At 69.6% G+C, this 15,487-nt stretch carries 16 protein-coding genes; 10 read left to right on the top strand and 6 right to left on the bottom strand.

What is annotated here, in order from left to right; translation table 11 throughout:
• Position 1: 1 nt before the first annotated feature.
• From M1L60_RS00575 to M1L60_RS00560, 4 genes are read right to left on the bottom strand one after another with little or no spacing between them, the layout of a single operon-like run.
• Entirely contained in the window at positions 2-865 is an 864-nt protein-coding gene (locus tag M1L60_RS00575) for a ketose-bisphosphate aldolase (protein WP_253235220.1), read from the bottom strand.
• 48 nt (positions 866-913) lie between these two features.
• Positions 914-1,789 (bottom strand): carbohydrate ABC transporter permease, encoded by an 876-nt coding sequence (locus M1L60_RS00570; protein ID WP_253235219.1) that lies wholly within the window; start codon positions 1,787-1,789, stop codon positions 914-916.
• A gap of 1 nt (position 1,790) precedes the next feature.
• On the bottom strand, positions 1,791-2,744 hold the full coding sequence (locus M1L60_RS00565) for a carbohydrate ABC transporter permease (RefSeq protein ID WP_253235218.1): 954 nt from the start codon (positions 2,742-2,744) through the stop codon (positions 1,791-1,793).
• A 56-nt stretch (positions 2,745-2,800) separates the two neighbouring features.
• A complete protein-coding gene (locus M1L60_RS00560) occupies positions 2,801-4,087 on the bottom strand; it encodes an ABC transporter substrate-binding protein (RefSeq protein WP_253235217.1) in 1,287 nt (428 codons plus the stop codon).
• Positions 4,088-4,374: 287 nt separating this feature from the next.
• Between M1L60_RS00560 and M1L60_RS00555 the strand changes: the two genes are divergently transcribed.
• From M1L60_RS00555 to M1L60_RS00510, 10 genes are all read left to right on the top strand, one after another.
• Complete coding sequence (locus M1L60_RS00555; RefSeq protein ID WP_253235216.1) at positions 4,375-5,187, top strand: DeoR/GlpR family DNA-binding transcription regulator; 813 nt, start codon at positions 4,375-4,377, stop codon at positions 5,185-5,187.
• A 161-nt stretch (positions 5,188-5,348) separates the two neighbouring features.
• Positions 5,349-6,536, top strand: a complete 1,188-nt coding sequence (locus M1L60_RS00550) for an ROK family transcriptional regulator (RefSeq protein ID WP_253235215.1) — start codon at positions 5,349-5,351, stop codon at positions 6,534-6,536.
• A gap of 396 nt (positions 6,537-6,932) precedes the next feature.
• The gene (locus tag M1L60_RS00545; RefSeq protein WP_253235214.1) at positions 6,933-7,988 is read left to right on the top strand and encodes an ABC transporter substrate-binding protein; all 1,056 of its coding nucleotides are present in this window, start codon (positions 6,933-6,935) and stop codon (positions 7,986-7,988) included.
• Positions 7,985-8,818, top strand: coding sequence for an ABC transporter permease (locus tag M1L60_RS00540; RefSeq protein WP_253235213.1), 834 nt, complete (start codon positions 7,985-7,987; stop codon positions 8,816-8,818). The genes M1L60_RS00545 and M1L60_RS00540 overlap by 4 nt, the downstream gene beginning before the upstream one ends.
• Positions 8,794-9,513 carry an ABC transporter ATP-binding protein gene (locus M1L60_RS00535; protein ID WP_253235212.1) on the top strand — a complete coding sequence of 240 codons (720 nt, stop codon included), beginning with the start codon at positions 8,794-8,796 and terminating at the stop codon, positions 9,511-9,513. The genes M1L60_RS00540 and M1L60_RS00535 overlap by 25 nt, the downstream gene beginning before the upstream one ends.
• A complete protein-coding gene (locus M1L60_RS00530; protein ID WP_253235211.1) occupies positions 9,510-10,844 on the top strand; it encodes an LLM class flavin-dependent oxidoreductase in 1,335 nt (444 codons plus the stop codon). Before M1L60_RS00535 ends, M1L60_RS00530 begins: the two co-directional genes overlap by 4 nt.
• The gene (locus M1L60_RS00525; protein ID WP_253235210.1) at positions 10,841-11,878 is read left to right on the top strand and encodes an LLM class flavin-dependent oxidoreductase; all 1,038 of its coding nucleotides are present in this window, start codon (positions 10,841-10,843) and stop codon (positions 11,876-11,878) included. The genes M1L60_RS00530 and M1L60_RS00525 overlap by 4 nt, the downstream gene beginning before the upstream one ends.
• Positions 11,879-12,008: 130 nt before the next feature.
• Complete coding sequence (locus M1L60_RS00520) at positions 12,009-12,878, top strand: poly(ethylene terephthalate) hydrolase family protein (RefSeq protein WP_438862062.1); 870 nt, start codon at positions 12,009-12,011, stop codon at positions 12,876-12,878.
• Positions 12,879-12,929: 51 nt separating this feature from the next.
• On the top strand, positions 12,930-13,478 hold the full coding sequence (locus M1L60_RS00515) for a hypothetical protein (RefSeq protein ID WP_253235208.1): 549 nt from the start codon (positions 12,930-12,932) through the stop codon (positions 13,476-13,478).
• A 93-nt stretch (positions 13,479-13,571) separates the two neighbouring features.
• Positions 13,572-13,904 (top strand): BON domain-containing protein, encoded by a 333-nt coding sequence (locus M1L60_RS00510; RefSeq protein ID WP_253235207.1) that lies wholly within the window; start codon positions 13,572-13,574, stop codon positions 13,902-13,904.
• On the opposite strand, the gene M1L60_RS00505 is transcribed toward M1L60_RS00510, so the two are convergent.
• Both M1L60_RS00505 and M1L60_RS00500 read right to left on the bottom strand, forming a co-directional pair.
• Entirely contained in the window at positions 13,901-14,074 is a 174-nt protein-coding gene (locus tag M1L60_RS00505; protein ID WP_253235206.1) for a hypothetical protein, read from the bottom strand. The two genes, M1L60_RS00510 and M1L60_RS00505, sit on opposite strands and share 4 nt — an antisense overlap.
• A gap of 181 nt (positions 14,075-14,255) precedes the next feature.
• Entirely contained in the window at positions 14,256-15,302 is a 1,047-nt protein-coding gene (locus tag M1L60_RS00500; protein WP_253235205.1) for a TerC/Alx family metal homeostasis membrane protein, read from the bottom strand.
• Between the last annotated feature and the right edge of the window lie 185 nt (positions 15,303-15,487).

Genomic DNA, 15,487 nt, shown 5'->3' with positions numbered 1-15,487 from the left:
GTCAGTAGAGCTTGGCCTTGCCGGCGGCGCCGAACAGCTCGATCTTCTGGGCGGCGACCTCGTTCATGGCCGCGATGCAGGCGGGCTGGATCGCGTTGGGCTCGCGGGTCTTGGGGTCGTTGCCGAGGATCTCGCGCATCTTGCTGTGGTACGCGACCTTGATGTCGGTCGAGATGTTGATTTTGTTGATGCCGGTGCGGGCGGCCTCGCGGATCTCGTCGTCCGGGTTGCCGGAACCGCCGTGCAGCACCAGCGGGATGCCGACCTTGCCCTTGATCTCCTTGAGCAGGTCGAGCTTGAGCTCCGGCTTCATGTCGGCCGGGTACATGCCGTGGAAGGTGCCGATGGCGATGGCCAGGCTGTCGACGCCGGTCTCACGCACGTAGGTGACCGCGTCGTCGGGGTCGGTGTAGATGATGGTGTCGGAGCCGCCCTCGGCGTACGTGTCGTTGCCGCCGATGGTGCCGAGCTCGCCCTCGACCGAGATGCCGAGCACGTGGGCCGACTCGGTGACCTTCCGGGTGATGGCCAGGTTCTCGTCGAACGGCTTCATCGAGGCGTCGATCATCACTGAGGTGAAGCCGAACTGGGCCGCCTGCAGGGCCTGCTCGTACGTGGCGCCGTGGTCCCAGTGGATGGCGATCGGCACGGTCGAGGTGTGGGCCCGGGCGATGATGCCCGGGATCAGCTCGCGGCCGATGTGGGCCACCTCGTCGGGGTGGATGGCCACGATCAGCGGGGCGTTGGTCTGCTCGCTGATGTCCACGATGCCGCGGAACATCGCCCAGTCGCTGATGTTGAAGGCGGGCACGGCGAAGTTGTGCTCGTTGGCGACGTCGAGGATCGCCTTGCCGGTCGTCAGCATTACGTGTTTCTCCTTTTGCGCGGGGTCTCCGCAATAAACAGGGGTGGGTCAGGCCTTGACGGCGCCGGAGGTGAGGCCTCCGATGAAGCGCCGCTGGAAGACGAGGAAGAGGATGAGAACCGGGATGGAGCCGAGGATGCTCATGGCCATCATCTGGTTCCACTCGTACGAGTGCTGGCCCATGAGCAGCTGGATGCCGATCGGCACGGTGCGCATGTCGTCGGTGCGGGTCAGGGCCAGCGCGAACAGGTACTCGTTCCACGAGATCATGAACGTGTAGACGCCGACCGCGATCAGACCCGGCACCGAGATCGGCACGAGGATGCGCCACAGCGCGGTCCAGCTGTTGCCGCCGTCGACCTTGACCGACTCGTCCAGCTCTTTCGGCAGGGTGTTGAAGTACGCGGTCAGCATGATGATCGCGTAGGGCAGCGTGAAGACCATGTGGGTCAAGATCAGTCCCGGGTACGTGTTGTAGAGCCCGAGCCCCACCACGAGCCCGAAGTACGGGATGACCAGGGTGATCGGCGGCACCGCCTGCACGCTCACGATGACCGCGTTGATGGTCCTCGAGAACGGGAAGGTGAAGCGGCTGAACGCGTACGCGGCCAGGATCCCGACCAGCAGGGTCAGCGCCGTCACCGCGATGGCCACGATGTAGCTGTTGAGGAAGAACCGCAGCTGCGCGCCGTTGGTCAGGATCGCCGTGTAGGCGTCGAGCGAGAAGCTCTCGGTGATCAGCTTGGGCGGGTTCTGGAACACCTCGCCGTTGCTCTTGAACGAGGTCGACAGCATCCACAGCACGGGGGCGCCGGCGAAGATCGCGCCCAGGCCCAGGCCGAAGAACAGGGCGGTCTTCATCAGGATGCGGCGCGTCCGCTGGGTCATCCCGGGTGCGGCTTTACCGGGCAGCACTGTTGCCATGTCACCGCTCCCTTTGCTGGCGGACGTAGAAGAAGGCCAGGATCATCGTCAGCAGCAGGACGACCACCGCGCTGGCCGAGGCCATCGCGAACTCGTACTCGCTGAAGGCCAGCTTGTAGGTGAAGGTGCTGAGCATCTCGGTGGAGTTCAGCGGTCCGCCGCCGGTCATCATCCAGATGAGGGCGAACTGCTGGGACGTCCAGATCAGGTCGAGCACGGCCATGCTGATGATCACCGGGCGTAGCTGCGGCAGCGTCACGTGCACGAACTTGCGCCACGGGCTGGCTCCGTCGACGGACGCCGCCTCGTACAGCTCGCCGGGGATGCCCTGCAGGCCGGCCAGCAGGCTGATCATGAAGAACGGGTAGCCGGACCAGATGTTCGCGAACGTCACGCTCCAGAGCGCCGTGCCCGGGTCACCGAGCCAGTTCACGCCCTCGTTGATCAGACCCAGGGTCTGCAGCACGTAGTTCGCGACGCCGGACGGGTCGAGCAGCAGCCGCCAGATGACGGCGATCACGGCGATGGTGAACAGCCACGGCAGCACGTACACGACCCGGAACAGGGACTTGGTGACGTTGCCGAGCAGCGGGCTGTTCAGCATCATGGCGAAGCCCAGTCCGAGCAGCAGGTGGGCCACCATGCTGACCGTGATGAAGATGCCGGTGTTCTTGATCGCGGCCAGGAAGTCGGGGTCGGTGAGGACCTCGGTGTAGTTGGCCAGCCCGGCGAAGACCGAGTTGTCCTGGACGATCACGTTGTCCCGGAACGAGTAGCTGATCACCATGACGATCGGGACGATCATCAGGAGCGTGATGAGCACGATCGTCGGGGACAGATAACCGAAGGGGATGAGGCGCCGGGCCACCGAGGAACGCTTCGGTCCGGAGGCGACCGGCTCGGACGGCGGAACGCGGTCCTGCTTGATCATGGGGTCCGCGGGCGCGGTAGTCATTCGCTGTCTCCTTGGTCGGGCGCCGCGCCGTTGGGCCGGCGCGGCGCCCGGGCGGGCTATTCGATGACCGAGGACCAGTTCTCCTGGGACTTGGCCAGGGCGTCGTCGACGCTGGTCTTACCGGTCAGCACCAGCTGGAGCTGCTCGTCGAAGCTGCGCATGAGGTCTTCGGACTTGGGCAGGCCGACGAACTCGTTGGCCGGGGTGCCCTCCTGATAGATCTTGAAGGCTTCCTTGAACAGCGGGTCGCTGTCGGTGAAGTCGGGCTCCGCGGTCTTGTTGCCGGGGAAGCCGTTGGCCAGCGTGGAGAGCTCGCCGTTGACCTTGGCCTCCATCAGGAACTGGACCAGCTTGAACGCCTCGGCCTTGTGGTCCGAGGAGTTGGCGACACCGATGCCCCAGGACGCGTACGGGATGCCGCGCTTGCCGGTGTAGCCGTCCTCGGCCGGCACGGGCGCCACCGCGAACTTCAGGTTCGGGGCGTTCTCTTTGATCAGCTTGATGTGGGCGAGCGAGTCGACCATCATGCCGACCTGGCCGGTCGTGAACTTCTCGACCTTGTCCTGCTCCTTCATGGTCAGCGCCCCGGGGGCGATGACGCCGGCGTCGTTCAGGCTCTTGACGTACTCGACCACGCTCTTGACCTGCGGGGTCTGCAGGGCCGGCTTGCCGTCGGCCAGCATGCTGCCGCCGGAGGCCCACAGCCACGACATGACGTCGTTCTGGATGCCGTTGGGGACGGCGGTGTCGAGCGGGAGGGCCCAGCCCTTGACGTTGCCGCCGCTGTCGCTGATCTTCTTGGCCGCGTCGGCGAACTCGGTCCGGGTGCTCGGCACCTTGTCCACGCCGGCCTTGGCCAGCAGGTCCTGGTTGACGAAGAGCGGGTAGACGAAGTTGACGACCGGGACCATGTAGGTCTTGCCCTCGAGCTGGATCTGGCTGGCCAGCTGGGAATCGTCGTAGCCGGCGTCGGCCATCAGCTTCGTCATGTCGGCGATCGCGCCCTGCTTGGCGAAGTCGTTGACCCAGGCGCCGTCGAGGCCGACCACGTCGGGCAGCGTCTTGGAGGCGGCGCCGGTCACGAGCTGCTGCTTGGTCGAGGCGTAGGGACCGCTCAGCAGCTTGACCTTGATGGTCGGGTTGGCCGTCTGGAAGTCGTTGATGATCTTGTCGAACGAGCCGTCCGGGAGCTCGGGCGCCCACCACTGGGCGAACTCCAGCGTCACCGTTCCGTCCGAGCTCGCATCGTCCGAGCCGCCCCCGCAGGCTCCCATGACCGCGGCCAGACCGACCGCCGTCGCTATCGCTGTCAAACGCCTCAACCGGGTGGAACGTGCCGCCATCGCGGACTCCTTCTATAGAGAGGTTCCTCTGTTCTCTGCGAGATTGTCGTCACGTTAGCAACGCGTTACGCGAGTTAACAAGAGCAAGAACCGCAGAATCTCGCGAAGTTCGGCAAAAAGCTGCGGGCTGATGCACACTCGCTTCTAAGCAAGATAGCCGTCCACCTTGGAGAAGTGCTGTTCACGGCCATCTTTTCCGACCGTTGCCCAACTATGCGGCTCTTCGCCACTCTAAGCAAGGAGCTGCACGGTGTGGCATACTGCCGCACACAACGAGGGGGGAAGCAGTGACGAACGTCGAGAAGGAGCGCCACCTGCCGGCCGGCCGCAAGGCTCAGCTGGCCGCGTACGTGACCGAGGCCGGGCAGGTCACCGTGAGTGCCCTGGCCGAGCGTTTCGGGGTCTCGATCGACACCGTCCGCCGCGACCTCGACCAGCTCAGCGCCGACGGCGTGCTCGTGCGCACGTACGGCGGAGCGGTCAGCCGGTCGACCATCACCCGCACCGACCGCGCCGTCGACCAGCGCCTCTCGATCCAGGAACAGGAGAAGGAGAAGATCGCGGCGCTCGCGGCCTCGCTGGTCGAGGACGGCTCCACGATCATGATCAACGGCGGCACGACCACGCTGGCCCTGGCCCGGTTGCTCGGCCAGCACCGCGACCTCACCGTGGCCACCAACAACCTGCTGGTGCCGGCCGCCCTGCCGACCTCGGCGGTGCGCGACATCTATGTGTTCGGGGGCGCCGTCCGCTCGCTGACCCTGGCCACCATAGGGCCGGTCAGCTTCCGGGCCAACGGCGGCGCCGAGCTCGACATCAGCTGCGACCTGGCCCTGATCGGCGTGGGCGCGGTCGCGGCCGACGCCGGCTACACCACCAGCAACCTGGCCGAGGCGGCCATGATGCAAGAGATGATCTCGCGCGCGGCCCGGGTCGCCATCCTGGCCGACTCCTCGAAGTTCGACCGCCGCCTGTTCGCCCAGGTCTCCGAACTGGCCAGCGCCGACTACCTGATCACCGACGCCATGCCCGGCCCCGACCTGCGCGACGCCCTCGAAGCCAGCGAGGTCGAGCTGATCACCCCCGCCAGCACCCGATAGGGCGAGTTACCCCGGACGACGCTCGGCAGGAGCGAACACCCCGGCCGCCCCGGCCCGAGCGAAACCCCGGCGTACCCGGCCGAGCAAACACCCGATAAGGGCCTGTTACCAACCGTTTGCGTTGTGAGGTGTCCGGCCCCGCCGGGCGTTAGCCTGCCGGAATGACCCGGCGCGGCGACCTGCCGCCGGCCGGTCCGCGCCCCCGGCGCGACTCGGCCGGGGACGTGCTGCGTGCGGTTCTCGACCACGGGCCGATCGCCCGCAGCTCGGTCGCCCGGGCCACCCGGCTCTCCGCCGCCTCGGTCAGCGGCGTGGTGACCTCTCTTCTCGACCGCGGCCTGGTGCGCGAGGTGCCCGAGGCGGCGGGTCCGCCCGGGATGGGCCGCCCGCACGTGCCGCTCGACATCGAGGCCGACCGGGTCGCCGTGATCGGCGTGCACATCGCCGTCCCGCACACCACGGTCGCCCTGCTCGACCTGCGCGGCCAGATCATCACCCAGCGCCGCGACCCGCACTCCGCGCACGACCCAGCCTCGGTGCTGGCCACACTGGCCGCCCGCATCGCGAGCCTGCGGCGCACCCGGCGGCGGATCCTGGGCGTGGGGGTGGCCACCGGCGGCTGGGTCGACACCGCGAACGGCACGGTGGTCGACCATCCCTTGCTCGGCTGGCGCGATGTCCCCGTCGGTACAGCGCTGGCCGAGGCGACCGGGCTGCCCACCCGGGTCGACAGCAACTCGCGCGCCCTGCTCCGGGCCGAGCAACTTTTCGGCGTGGCGGCCCGGCGGGCGCGGGAAAGCGCGGTGCATCTGTTCGTGGGCAACGTCGTCGACGTCGCCTTCGCGACCGACGGCACGATCCACCACGGTCCGCGGTCGGCCGCCGGCGCGGTCGCGCACCTTCCGGTCGAGGGGCACGCGGAGGTTTGCGCTTGCGGGCGTGCGGGCTGCCTGCAGGCAGCCGTGTCGGAGCGCACGCTCGTGCGGCGCGCGCTGGCCGACAGGTTGATCGACCGGCCCGACCTCGCCGCGCTGATCGCCGCGGCGGCCGCCGGGCAGCCCGGAGCGGTCGCGTTGTTCACCGAGCGGGCCCGCCTGGTCGGCCGGGCCACGGCCCTGCTGCTCGACCTCTTCGATCCCGAGGTGCTGGTGGTGTCCGAGGCGGGCACGAACCGGCTCCCCGGCTGTCTCGCGACGCTGCGGGCTGAAGCCACCGAGTGGTCCTCGGGCAGCGCCGACGTGACCGCAACCGTCCGAGCCAGCAGCTTCGGCCGCAACGTTCTGGCCATGTCCGGCGGCGCAGTCGCTCTCGACCACGTTTTCGCGGCGCCACTGACGCCAGTCCCGTAACCGAGCCGGCCCCACCACCCCGACCCGCCATCGACCTCGCTCGTCGCACCACCGACACCCACCACCTAGCCGAGCCGACGCTTCGGCCTGGACCGCCGTCGCCTCACCCGGCCACGCAACCACGCCGACGCTGCCGCCCGGGCCGCCATCGGTCTCGCCCGCCACGCCAGTGACGTCCGCCGGGCAGCTGAGTCGGCGTTCGCGGACCGGGCCGCCATCGGCCTCGGTAGGGGCTACTTAATTCAGCCGGGCGCAAGGTTGCCTTCTATTCCTAGCTGCATAGTATGAATTCAGCCCCGGCCGCGATGAGGCGGTCAGCCGATCCCACCACCACTGATGCCCGCCGAGGCGGGCCGTTTCCCCCTGCCCTCAGCCGAAATCCGGAAGGAACAACGGATGAGAACCCTCCCCCGTGCCGCCGCCGCGGCCGTGACCGCGCTGCTGGCCCTGACCGCCTGTGGCGACGACGCCGGGACCACCCTCGAGCTGACCGCGGCGCTGCCCGACCAGGTGGCCGACGGCGCCGAGATCCGCATCGGCGACCCCGCCATCCAGGCCATCCTGGGCGCGTCCGGCCTGGACAAGGAGCTCACCGACGCCGGCATCAGCGTCGAGTGGGCCAACATCAGTGGTGGCCCGCAGAGCATTCAGGCCTTCCGGGGCGACAAGCTGGACTGCAGCGCCGTCGCCGACATCCCCTCGCTGTTCGCGGCCTGGACCGGCACCTCGACCAAGATCGTCTTTCAGTCGGTCATCGTCGACCCGATCAACAATCCGATCTACCAGCTCGGCGTCGCCCCCGGGGCCGGCGTGCGCGAGCTGGCCGACCTGCGCGGCAAGAAGATCGCCTACAGCGCGGGCCAGGCCCAGGGCGCGCTGGTGCTGCGGGTGCTGCAGAAGGCCGGGCTCACCCGCGACGACGTGACGCTGGTCGAGCTGACCAGCACGGGCGACTCGTACGTGACCGCTCTGGGCAGCCAGGCGGTCGACGTGGCGCCGATCGGGGCGGCCAACGTGAAGATCTACAAGGGGAAGTATCCGGGTGGCAGCGCGATCCTGACCGGCATCCGCGACGACGCTTCGACCCTGTACTGCCTGACCAAGTCGGTGCAGGACGCGGAGAAGGCGGCCGCGTTGAAGGTCTATGTCGGCGTACGGGCCAAGGCTTTGCTATGGCAGAACGCCAACCCCGACGGGTACGCCCAGGCCTATCTGCAGAAGGTGCAGGGCCTCAGCGCGGCCGACGCCCAGGACGTGGTGGCCGTCGACGGCAAGAAGGCCATCCCGGCCACCTGGGACAACGCGCTGACCCGGCTCCAGGCCACGGCCGACCTGCTGGCCGAGCAGCAGGACCGCGACAAGCTCGACGTCTCCACGCTGGTCGACCGGCGGTTCGAACCGGTCGAGGCCGCGGCCGCCGGGTCCGACGTGGTCAGCGGGGACGCGGCATGACGATCACCGACAGCCGTCCCCGCACCGCGACCACCCCCGACATCCGGGTCGTGCGGCGCCGCCTCGGGCCGGGGCGCCGGATTCCGTACGCCTTCTGGATCGGCCCGTTGCTGTTGCTGGCCGTCTGGTCGGCGGGCTCGGCCACTGGTCTGATCAGCCCGGCCATCCTCACCGCGCCGTGGGACGTCGTGGTCGCCTTCGGTGAGCAGTGGACCGACCACGACCTGCTCGGCAACATCCTCTCGTCGCTCAACCGGGCCGCCCTCGGGCTCGGCTTCGGGATCGCGGTGGGCGGGGTGCTGGCCGTCGTCTCCGGGCTGTCCCGGATCGGTGAGTCGCTGATCGACGGGCCGATCCAGATCAAGCGCTCGGTGCCCACGCTGGCCCTGATCCCGCTGTTCATCGCCTGGTTCGGCATCGGCCAGGAGATGAAGATCGTGACCATCGCGCTGATCAGCCTGGTGCCGATCTACGTCCACACCCACAACGGCCTGCGCAGCATCGACGGCAAGTACGCCGAACTGGCCGAGACCATCGACATCGGGCGGGCCGAGTTCGTCCGGCACATCGTGCTCCCGGGCGCGCTGCCCGGTTTCCTGCTCGGGATGCGGTTCGCGGTCACGTCGTCGCTGCTCGGGCTGGTGGTGGTCGAGCAGTACAACGCGACCGCGGGCATCGGCCACATGATCACGCTGGCCGAGCAGTACGGGCAGACCGACGTCATCGTGGTCGGCCTGGTCATCTACGGAGTCTTCGGCTACTGCGCGGACAGCGCCGTACGCCTGGTCGGAAGGAGGGTGCTGGCATGGCGCCGGACACTCGAGGACTGATCGCCGCGCCCGCCGTGCGGGTGCGCGACCTGCACCGCAGTTTCAGCGCCGACGGCGGGGTGCTCAACGGGCTCGACCTGGACATCGCGGGCGGCGAGTTCGTGGCGCTGATCGGGCGCTCCGGCACCGGCAAGAGCACGCTGCTGCGGGCGCTGGCCGGGCTCGACCGGGACGTGGCCGGTCACGGCGAGATCGAGGTGCCGGCCAACGTGTCGGTGGTGTTCCAGGATTCGCGGCTGCTGCCGTGGCGGCGTATCCTCGACAACGTCGTGCTCGGGCTGCGCGGGCCGGACGCGGCCGAGCGGGGCCGGCAGGCGCTGGCCGAGGTCGGTCTCGAGGGGCGCGAGCGGGCCTGGCCGTTCGAACTGTCGGGCGGGGAGCAGCAGCGGGCGTCGCTCGCCCGATCGCTCGTACGGGAACCGCAGTTGCTCCTGGCCGACGAGCCGTTCGGCGCGCTGGACGCGCTGACCCGCATCCGCATGCATGCGTTGCTGCGCAAGCTGTGCGAGGCCCACAAGCCGGCGGTACTGCTGGTGACCCACGACGTCGACGAGGCCATCGTGCTGGCCGACCGGGTGATCGTCCTCGATGCCGGGGTGGTGCACGCCGACGTCCGCACCGACCGGCCGCGGGCCGAGTTGCGGTCGTTCCTGCTCAAAAAACTGGGAGTGCGAGAGGAATTGGGAGTCCGATGAGTCGTCAGCTGCACTTCAACCTGTTCCTGCACGACACCGGGCATCACGAGGCGTCGTGGCGGCTGCCCGGGTCGGACCCGCACGCGAACCTGTCGCTGGCGGCCCACCAGCACCTGGCCCGGGTGGCCGAGGACGCCAAGTTCGACTCGGTGTTCCTGGCCGACAGCCCGGTGCTGTGGAGCGATCCCGGCCGGCGGCCGGCCGGGAAGCTGGAACCGACGTTGCTGCTGGCCGCGCTGGCCGTGAGCACCAGCCGGATCGGGCTGATCGCGACGGCGTCCACCTCGTACAACGAGCCGTTCAACCTGGCCCGGCGCTTCGCCTCGCTCGACCACCTGTCGGGCGGGCGGGCCGGGTGGAACATCGTGACCACGGCCGGGGACGCGGCGGCCCGGAACTTCGGCCTGCAGGACCAACCTCTGCACCGTACGCGGTATGAACGGGCCGACGAGTTCCTGCAGGTGTCCACGAAGCTGTGGGACAGCTGGGCCGACGACGCGATCGTGGCCGACCGCACGTCCGGGGTGCACGCCCGCAGCGAGCTGGTGCGGGCCATCAACCACAGCGGCGAGTTCTTCCGGGTCGACGGGGCGCTCAACGTGCCGCGCTCCCCGCAGGCCTATCCCCTGCTGGTCCAGGCCGGTTCCTCGGCCGACGGGCGCGGGTTCGCGGCGAAGTGGGCCGAGGCGGTGTTCACGGCCCAGCCGACGCTGGCCGAGAGCCAGGAGTTCTACGCCGACATCAAGCGGCGGGCGGCGGAGGCCGGGCGCGATCCGGACCACGTCGTCGTGCTGCCGGGCATCGTGCCGGTCATCGGCGCCACCGCGGCCGAGGCCCGGGAGCTCGACGCCGAACTCGACCGGCTGATCGCGCCCCAGTACGCGGTGGCCACGCTCGCCCACACGCTGCGGGTCGATCCCGAGCGGCTGCGCCTGGACGAGCCGCTGCCCGACGACCTGCCGAGCGAGGACGAGATCGAGGGGGCCAAGAGCCGGCGCACGCTCATCGTCGACTGGGCCCGGCGCGACCACCTGACCGTGCGACAGCTGATCGGCAAGCTCGGCGGCGGGCGCGGGCACCGCACCTTCGCGGGCACGCCGGTGCAGGTGGCCGACACGATCCAGCACTACTTCGAGAACGGCGCGGCCGACGGTTTCAACATCATGCCGGCCGTGCTGCCCTCGGGCATCGAGAAGTTCGCGGGCGAGGTCGTTCCCATTCTTCAAGAGCGAGGGCTTTTCCGTACGGAGTACAGGGGGACGACGCTGCGTGAGCACTACGGCCTGCCGCGTCCGGCCCACCGCTTCGTACGCGAAGGAGCACTGGCATGACCTACCTGTGGTACATCCCGAACACGGTCGAGCCCGGGCACCGCGGCGACGACACGGTCGCGGGCTACGGCACGCTCGAGCACAGCGTCGATCTGGCCCGCACGGCCGAGGAACACGGCTGGGCGGGCGCGCTGATCGGCACCGGGTGGGGACGGCCCGACACCTTCACCGTGGCCACGGCGATCGCGGCCCGCACGACGACGTTCAAGCCGCTGGCCGCGATCCGGCCCGGGTACTGGCAACCGGCCCACTTCGCCTCGGCCGCAGCCACGCTCGACCACCTCAGCGGCGGCCGTCTGCTGATCAACATCGTCAGCGGGAAGGACAACCTTTCGGCGTACGGGGATGTCGAGGGCGATCAGACCCAGCGTTACGCCCGCACGCAGGAGTTCATGCGGATCGTGCGCCGCTTGTGGACCGAGGAGGACGTCACCTTCGAGGGCACGCACTTCGGGGTGACCGGCTCGACCCTGCCGCTACGGCCTTCCACTCCCCCGCGACTCTATTTCGGGGGCGCTTCCGAGGCGGCGGAACGGGTATCGGCCGCCGAGGCCGATGTGCAGTTGTTCTGGGGCGAGCCGCTGGACGGGATCGCCTCCCGTGTCGACCGCCTCCGCGCTCTGTCTCGCGACCGTGATCTTGCTCCGCTCGAGTACGGGCTGCGTGTCACCACCCTGATCCGGGACACTCGCGAAGAGGCGTGGCGGGACGCGGAGGCGCGGGTGGCCGAGATGGCGCGGCGGTCGTTGTCGCCCAACGAGCAGCTGCGGGGGCCCGCGGTCGGTCAGCAGCGGTTGCTCGACCTGGCCGAGCGCGGGGACGTGCTGGACACCTGCCTCTACACGGCGCCCGGCCGGTACGGCGGGGGCGGCGCCGGGACGACCTGGCTGGTCGGCACGGCCGACGACGTCAAGGCGGCCCTGGATGCGTACGGGAAATTGGGTCTGACCCACTTCGTGCTGTCGGACACGCCGTACAAGCGGGAGACGGCCCGGGTCGGCGACGCCCTGCTTGCGACGGCCGTCTCAGGCTGACCAGCAGATTCATCCGCGGCGGGCGGGGTGTGCGTAGTGCGGAGGGAAGCCCTCGGGACGGACGGCCGGGACAGCGCGGACCCGGATCGTTCGTTCCGGCGGCGGACCTCCGCGCCTCGCTCCTGGAGGCATCGTGCCCCTGTTCCGTACGCGAAACGTCGTCGCCACCCTGGCCGCGGCCGCCCTGACCGTCGGCGGCCTCACCCTGATCCCGGACGCCCGGGCCGCCACCTTCGAACGGGGACCGGCGCCCAGCCGGGCCGGCATCGAAGCCGCCCGCGGCCCGTTCGCGACCTCGCAGGTCACCGTGGCCCGCAGCGCCGTCAGCGGCTTCGGCGGCGGCGACATCGTCTTCCCGACCGACACCAGCGCCGGCACGTTCGGCGCGGTGGCCATCGCCCCCGGTTTCACCGCCCGGCGCTCCAGCATGGCCTGGATCGTGCCCCGGCTGGCCTCGCAGGGCTTCGTGGTGTTCAACATCGACACGCTCACCACCTCGGACCAGCCGGCCAGCCGGGGCCGGCAACTGCTGGCCGCGCTCGACTTCCTGACCGAGCGCAGCAGCGTCCGCACCCGGGTCGACGCGTCGCGGCTGGCCGTGATGGGCCACTCGATGGGTGGGGGCGGCTCGCTCGAGGCCGCGACCAGCCGGAACACCCTGCAGGCGGCCATCCCGCTGACCCCGTGGGACCTCAACCGCAACTTCGGCCGCTCGCAGGTCCCGACGCTGATCATCGGGGCCGAGCGGGACGCCATCGCCCCGGTCCGGCAGCACTCCGAGCCGTTCTTCGCCAGCCTGCCCGACACCCTCGACAGCGCCTACCTCGAACTGGCCGGCGCCAGCCACTTCGCCCCGAACGTGCCCAACACGACGATCGCGTCCACCAGCATCGCCTGGCTGAAGCGCTTCGTCGACGACGACACCCGCTACGACCAGTTCCTCTGCCCCGGCCCGGCCCGCAACGCCGCCATCTCGGAGTTCGAGATCAACGGCTGCTGACTCTGACGCGTTGGCGGGCCGGGCGGGTGCCCGGTCCGCTACGCTGCGTGAGTGCACCTAGTCGTAGAGGTGGGCAGTCGGCTCGATCCGGACGTGAGCTGGCCCGAGGGAGCTGCCCTGACCATGTTCGCCGGCGAGCCGGTGCAGCTCATGATGTTCCTGAGCTGCCCGCACGAGCTGGAGGTCCAGGCCGTGGCGGCCGCGCCGACCCGGTTCGCCTGGATCGACAGCGAACACGCGGGCATCCTTGCGTATCGGCTGGGCCCCGTCCTGTCGTGGTCGCAGGCCCCGTACAACCCGCACCTGTTCGCCCCCGAGGACGGCCTGCCCGGCGTCGACGTGGACGGCACCGTGCAGATCGTGCTGGTCGACCGGGACACGAACATCGTCAAGGCCCTGCACCGCGTCGAGTGGCCGCCGGACTTCGCCGCCACCGTGCGCGCCTCGGTCACCCGCATGCGTGAGATGCCGTTCAGCCGGCCCGCCTACGAGCACGCGCTGGCCGCCCTGCACCGCCGCTGCCCGACCGCGGAAGACCTGGTCGTCGACCGGGCCGACGCCCTGTGCACGGCCACCCCGGTCCCGCTGACCGATCTCTGACCCGGTCGTCACACGACTGTCATCCGTTCGCGGGGTTCCCGCGACGTCCCGCCCCGAGTCTGGAATCCGGACGCTCTCGGGGCGGAGGCCATCGTGTATTTCTGGGACTACTCGCAATGGGACACACCCCGGTCGCCGAACGTGCGGCCGGAGGAGCTGGCTCGGCAGGCGATCGCCGAGCACTGGGCCGCGGCCGACCGGGAGGTCGCCGTCGCGCTGGCCCTGGCTCTGCTGCATGACCCGGACGTCCAGGGCGGGGACATCGACATCCGCGTACAGAGTGGGGTCGCGATCCTCGAAGGCCGGGTCACCAGCGAGGACGTCAAGGAAGCGGCCCTGCGGCGGGCCCGGGTCACCGACGGCGTACGCGACGTTTGTGATCTGCTGACCGTGCCGCGCCGCCGCCGGTCGTGGTGGCGTAGTTAGGGCGTCCAGACCCAGGTCGTGTTGAGCAGTTGCCCCTTGCCGCCCTTCCCGCGGGCGCCGCCGAAGACGACCATGCGAGCGCCGGCGGCCACGAGTTGGTAGCCGCCCCGAGGGGTGGGCGGGGACGCCAGCCTCTCCCACTTGTCCTGGTCGACGTGGTAGGCCAGCACGCGGCCCGGGCCTCGTACGGCAACACGTCCGCTGCCAGCCTTCCGGCCCCGCCGTGCCCGCCTCCGGCTGGACCGCCTGGCCACAAGCCGTCAGGACGCACACCACGGCCGCCGCCGGCATCCCCCGCACAAGTCTCATGGGGTCTCCGACTCACCGGCGGCCGGTCCGGTCCCCCGGCGGTCACTGATCGTTGCGGGCGCTTCCGGCCGGGACCGGATCGTCGGCGGCGGCCCGCCGGGCGGCCGCTTCGTCGCGGCGGTTGGCCAGCATGCTGGTGATGGTCACCGTGATCAGAGTGACGGCGATGACGCCCAGCGAAGCCAGGGTCGGCACCTCGGGCAGCCAGGTCCAGACGCCGTGGGCCCAGTGCAGCACCAGCTTGACGCCGATGAAGGCCAGGATGACGGCCAGGCCGTAGTCGAGGTGGCGCAGCTTGTCGAGCACGTTGCGCAGCACGAAGTAGAGGGCGCGCAGCCCCATCAGGGCGAAGGCGTTGGTCGCGAAGACCAGGTACGGGTCCTCGGTCACGCCGTACACGGCCGGCACCGAGTCGACGGCGAAGACGATGTCGGTCATGAAGACGGCGACCACCACGACGGCCAGCGGCGTCAGCACGCGGCGGCCGGCCTGGCGGATGACCATCTTGCTGCCGTGGTACTCCTTCGTGACCGGGAAGAACCGCCGCAGCAGCTTGACGCTGCGCATCTCGTCGATGTCGATCGTGTGTTCCTCGCCCTTCCGGGCGTCCCGCATGACCTTGATCGCGGTCAGCAGCAGCACCGCCCCGAACAGCAGGAACGCCCAGGTGCCGGCCTGCAGCACGGCCGCGCCGAGGGCGATGAAGACACCCCTCAGCACCAGGGCGCCGGCGATGCCGTACAGCAGCACCCGCTGGGCCAGGGCCGACGGCACGGCGAACGCGCCGAGCAGCAGCATGAAGACGAAGAGGTTGTCGACCGACAGGGACTTCTCGACCACGAAGCCGGTGTAGAACTCGACCGCGGGCTTGCTGCCGAACGCCCACCACAGCACCAGCCCGAACACGGCGGGCAGGGTCAGGTAGAAGACGGACCAGCCGACCGCCTCGCGCATGGGCACGTCGTGCGGCTTGCGCGTGACCACGAAGTCAGCGGCCAGCAACCCCAGCAGCACGACAATGCTGATGATCCACAACTGGGGTGACGCGACAGTTTCGAGCGGGGCGGCAAGGGTGACACTATGCGACATCAGGGAGCCTCCTCGGAGATGTGCGCCATCGTCCGAGGTCTCCCTCACCTGCCGGTGTGACAGGCGAGCGCACGGGGGCATGCTGAGATGCCCGTGATGACCGCGACGCTCTTTGCGAGGTACTCCCCTCGCCGCGCACACTAGCCCACGATCTTGAAGACCTCCAAGCCCAGGCGGTGCGAATC

Source organism: Paractinoplanes aksuensis (assembly GCF_024137025.1).
Classification (GTDB): Bacteria; Actinomycetota; Actinomycetes; order Mycobacteriales; family Micromonosporaceae; genus Actinoplanes; species Actinoplanes aksuensis.
The sequence above is the reverse complement of the archived record's forward strand: the minus strand, read 5'-3'. Positions and strand labels throughout refer to the sequence as shown.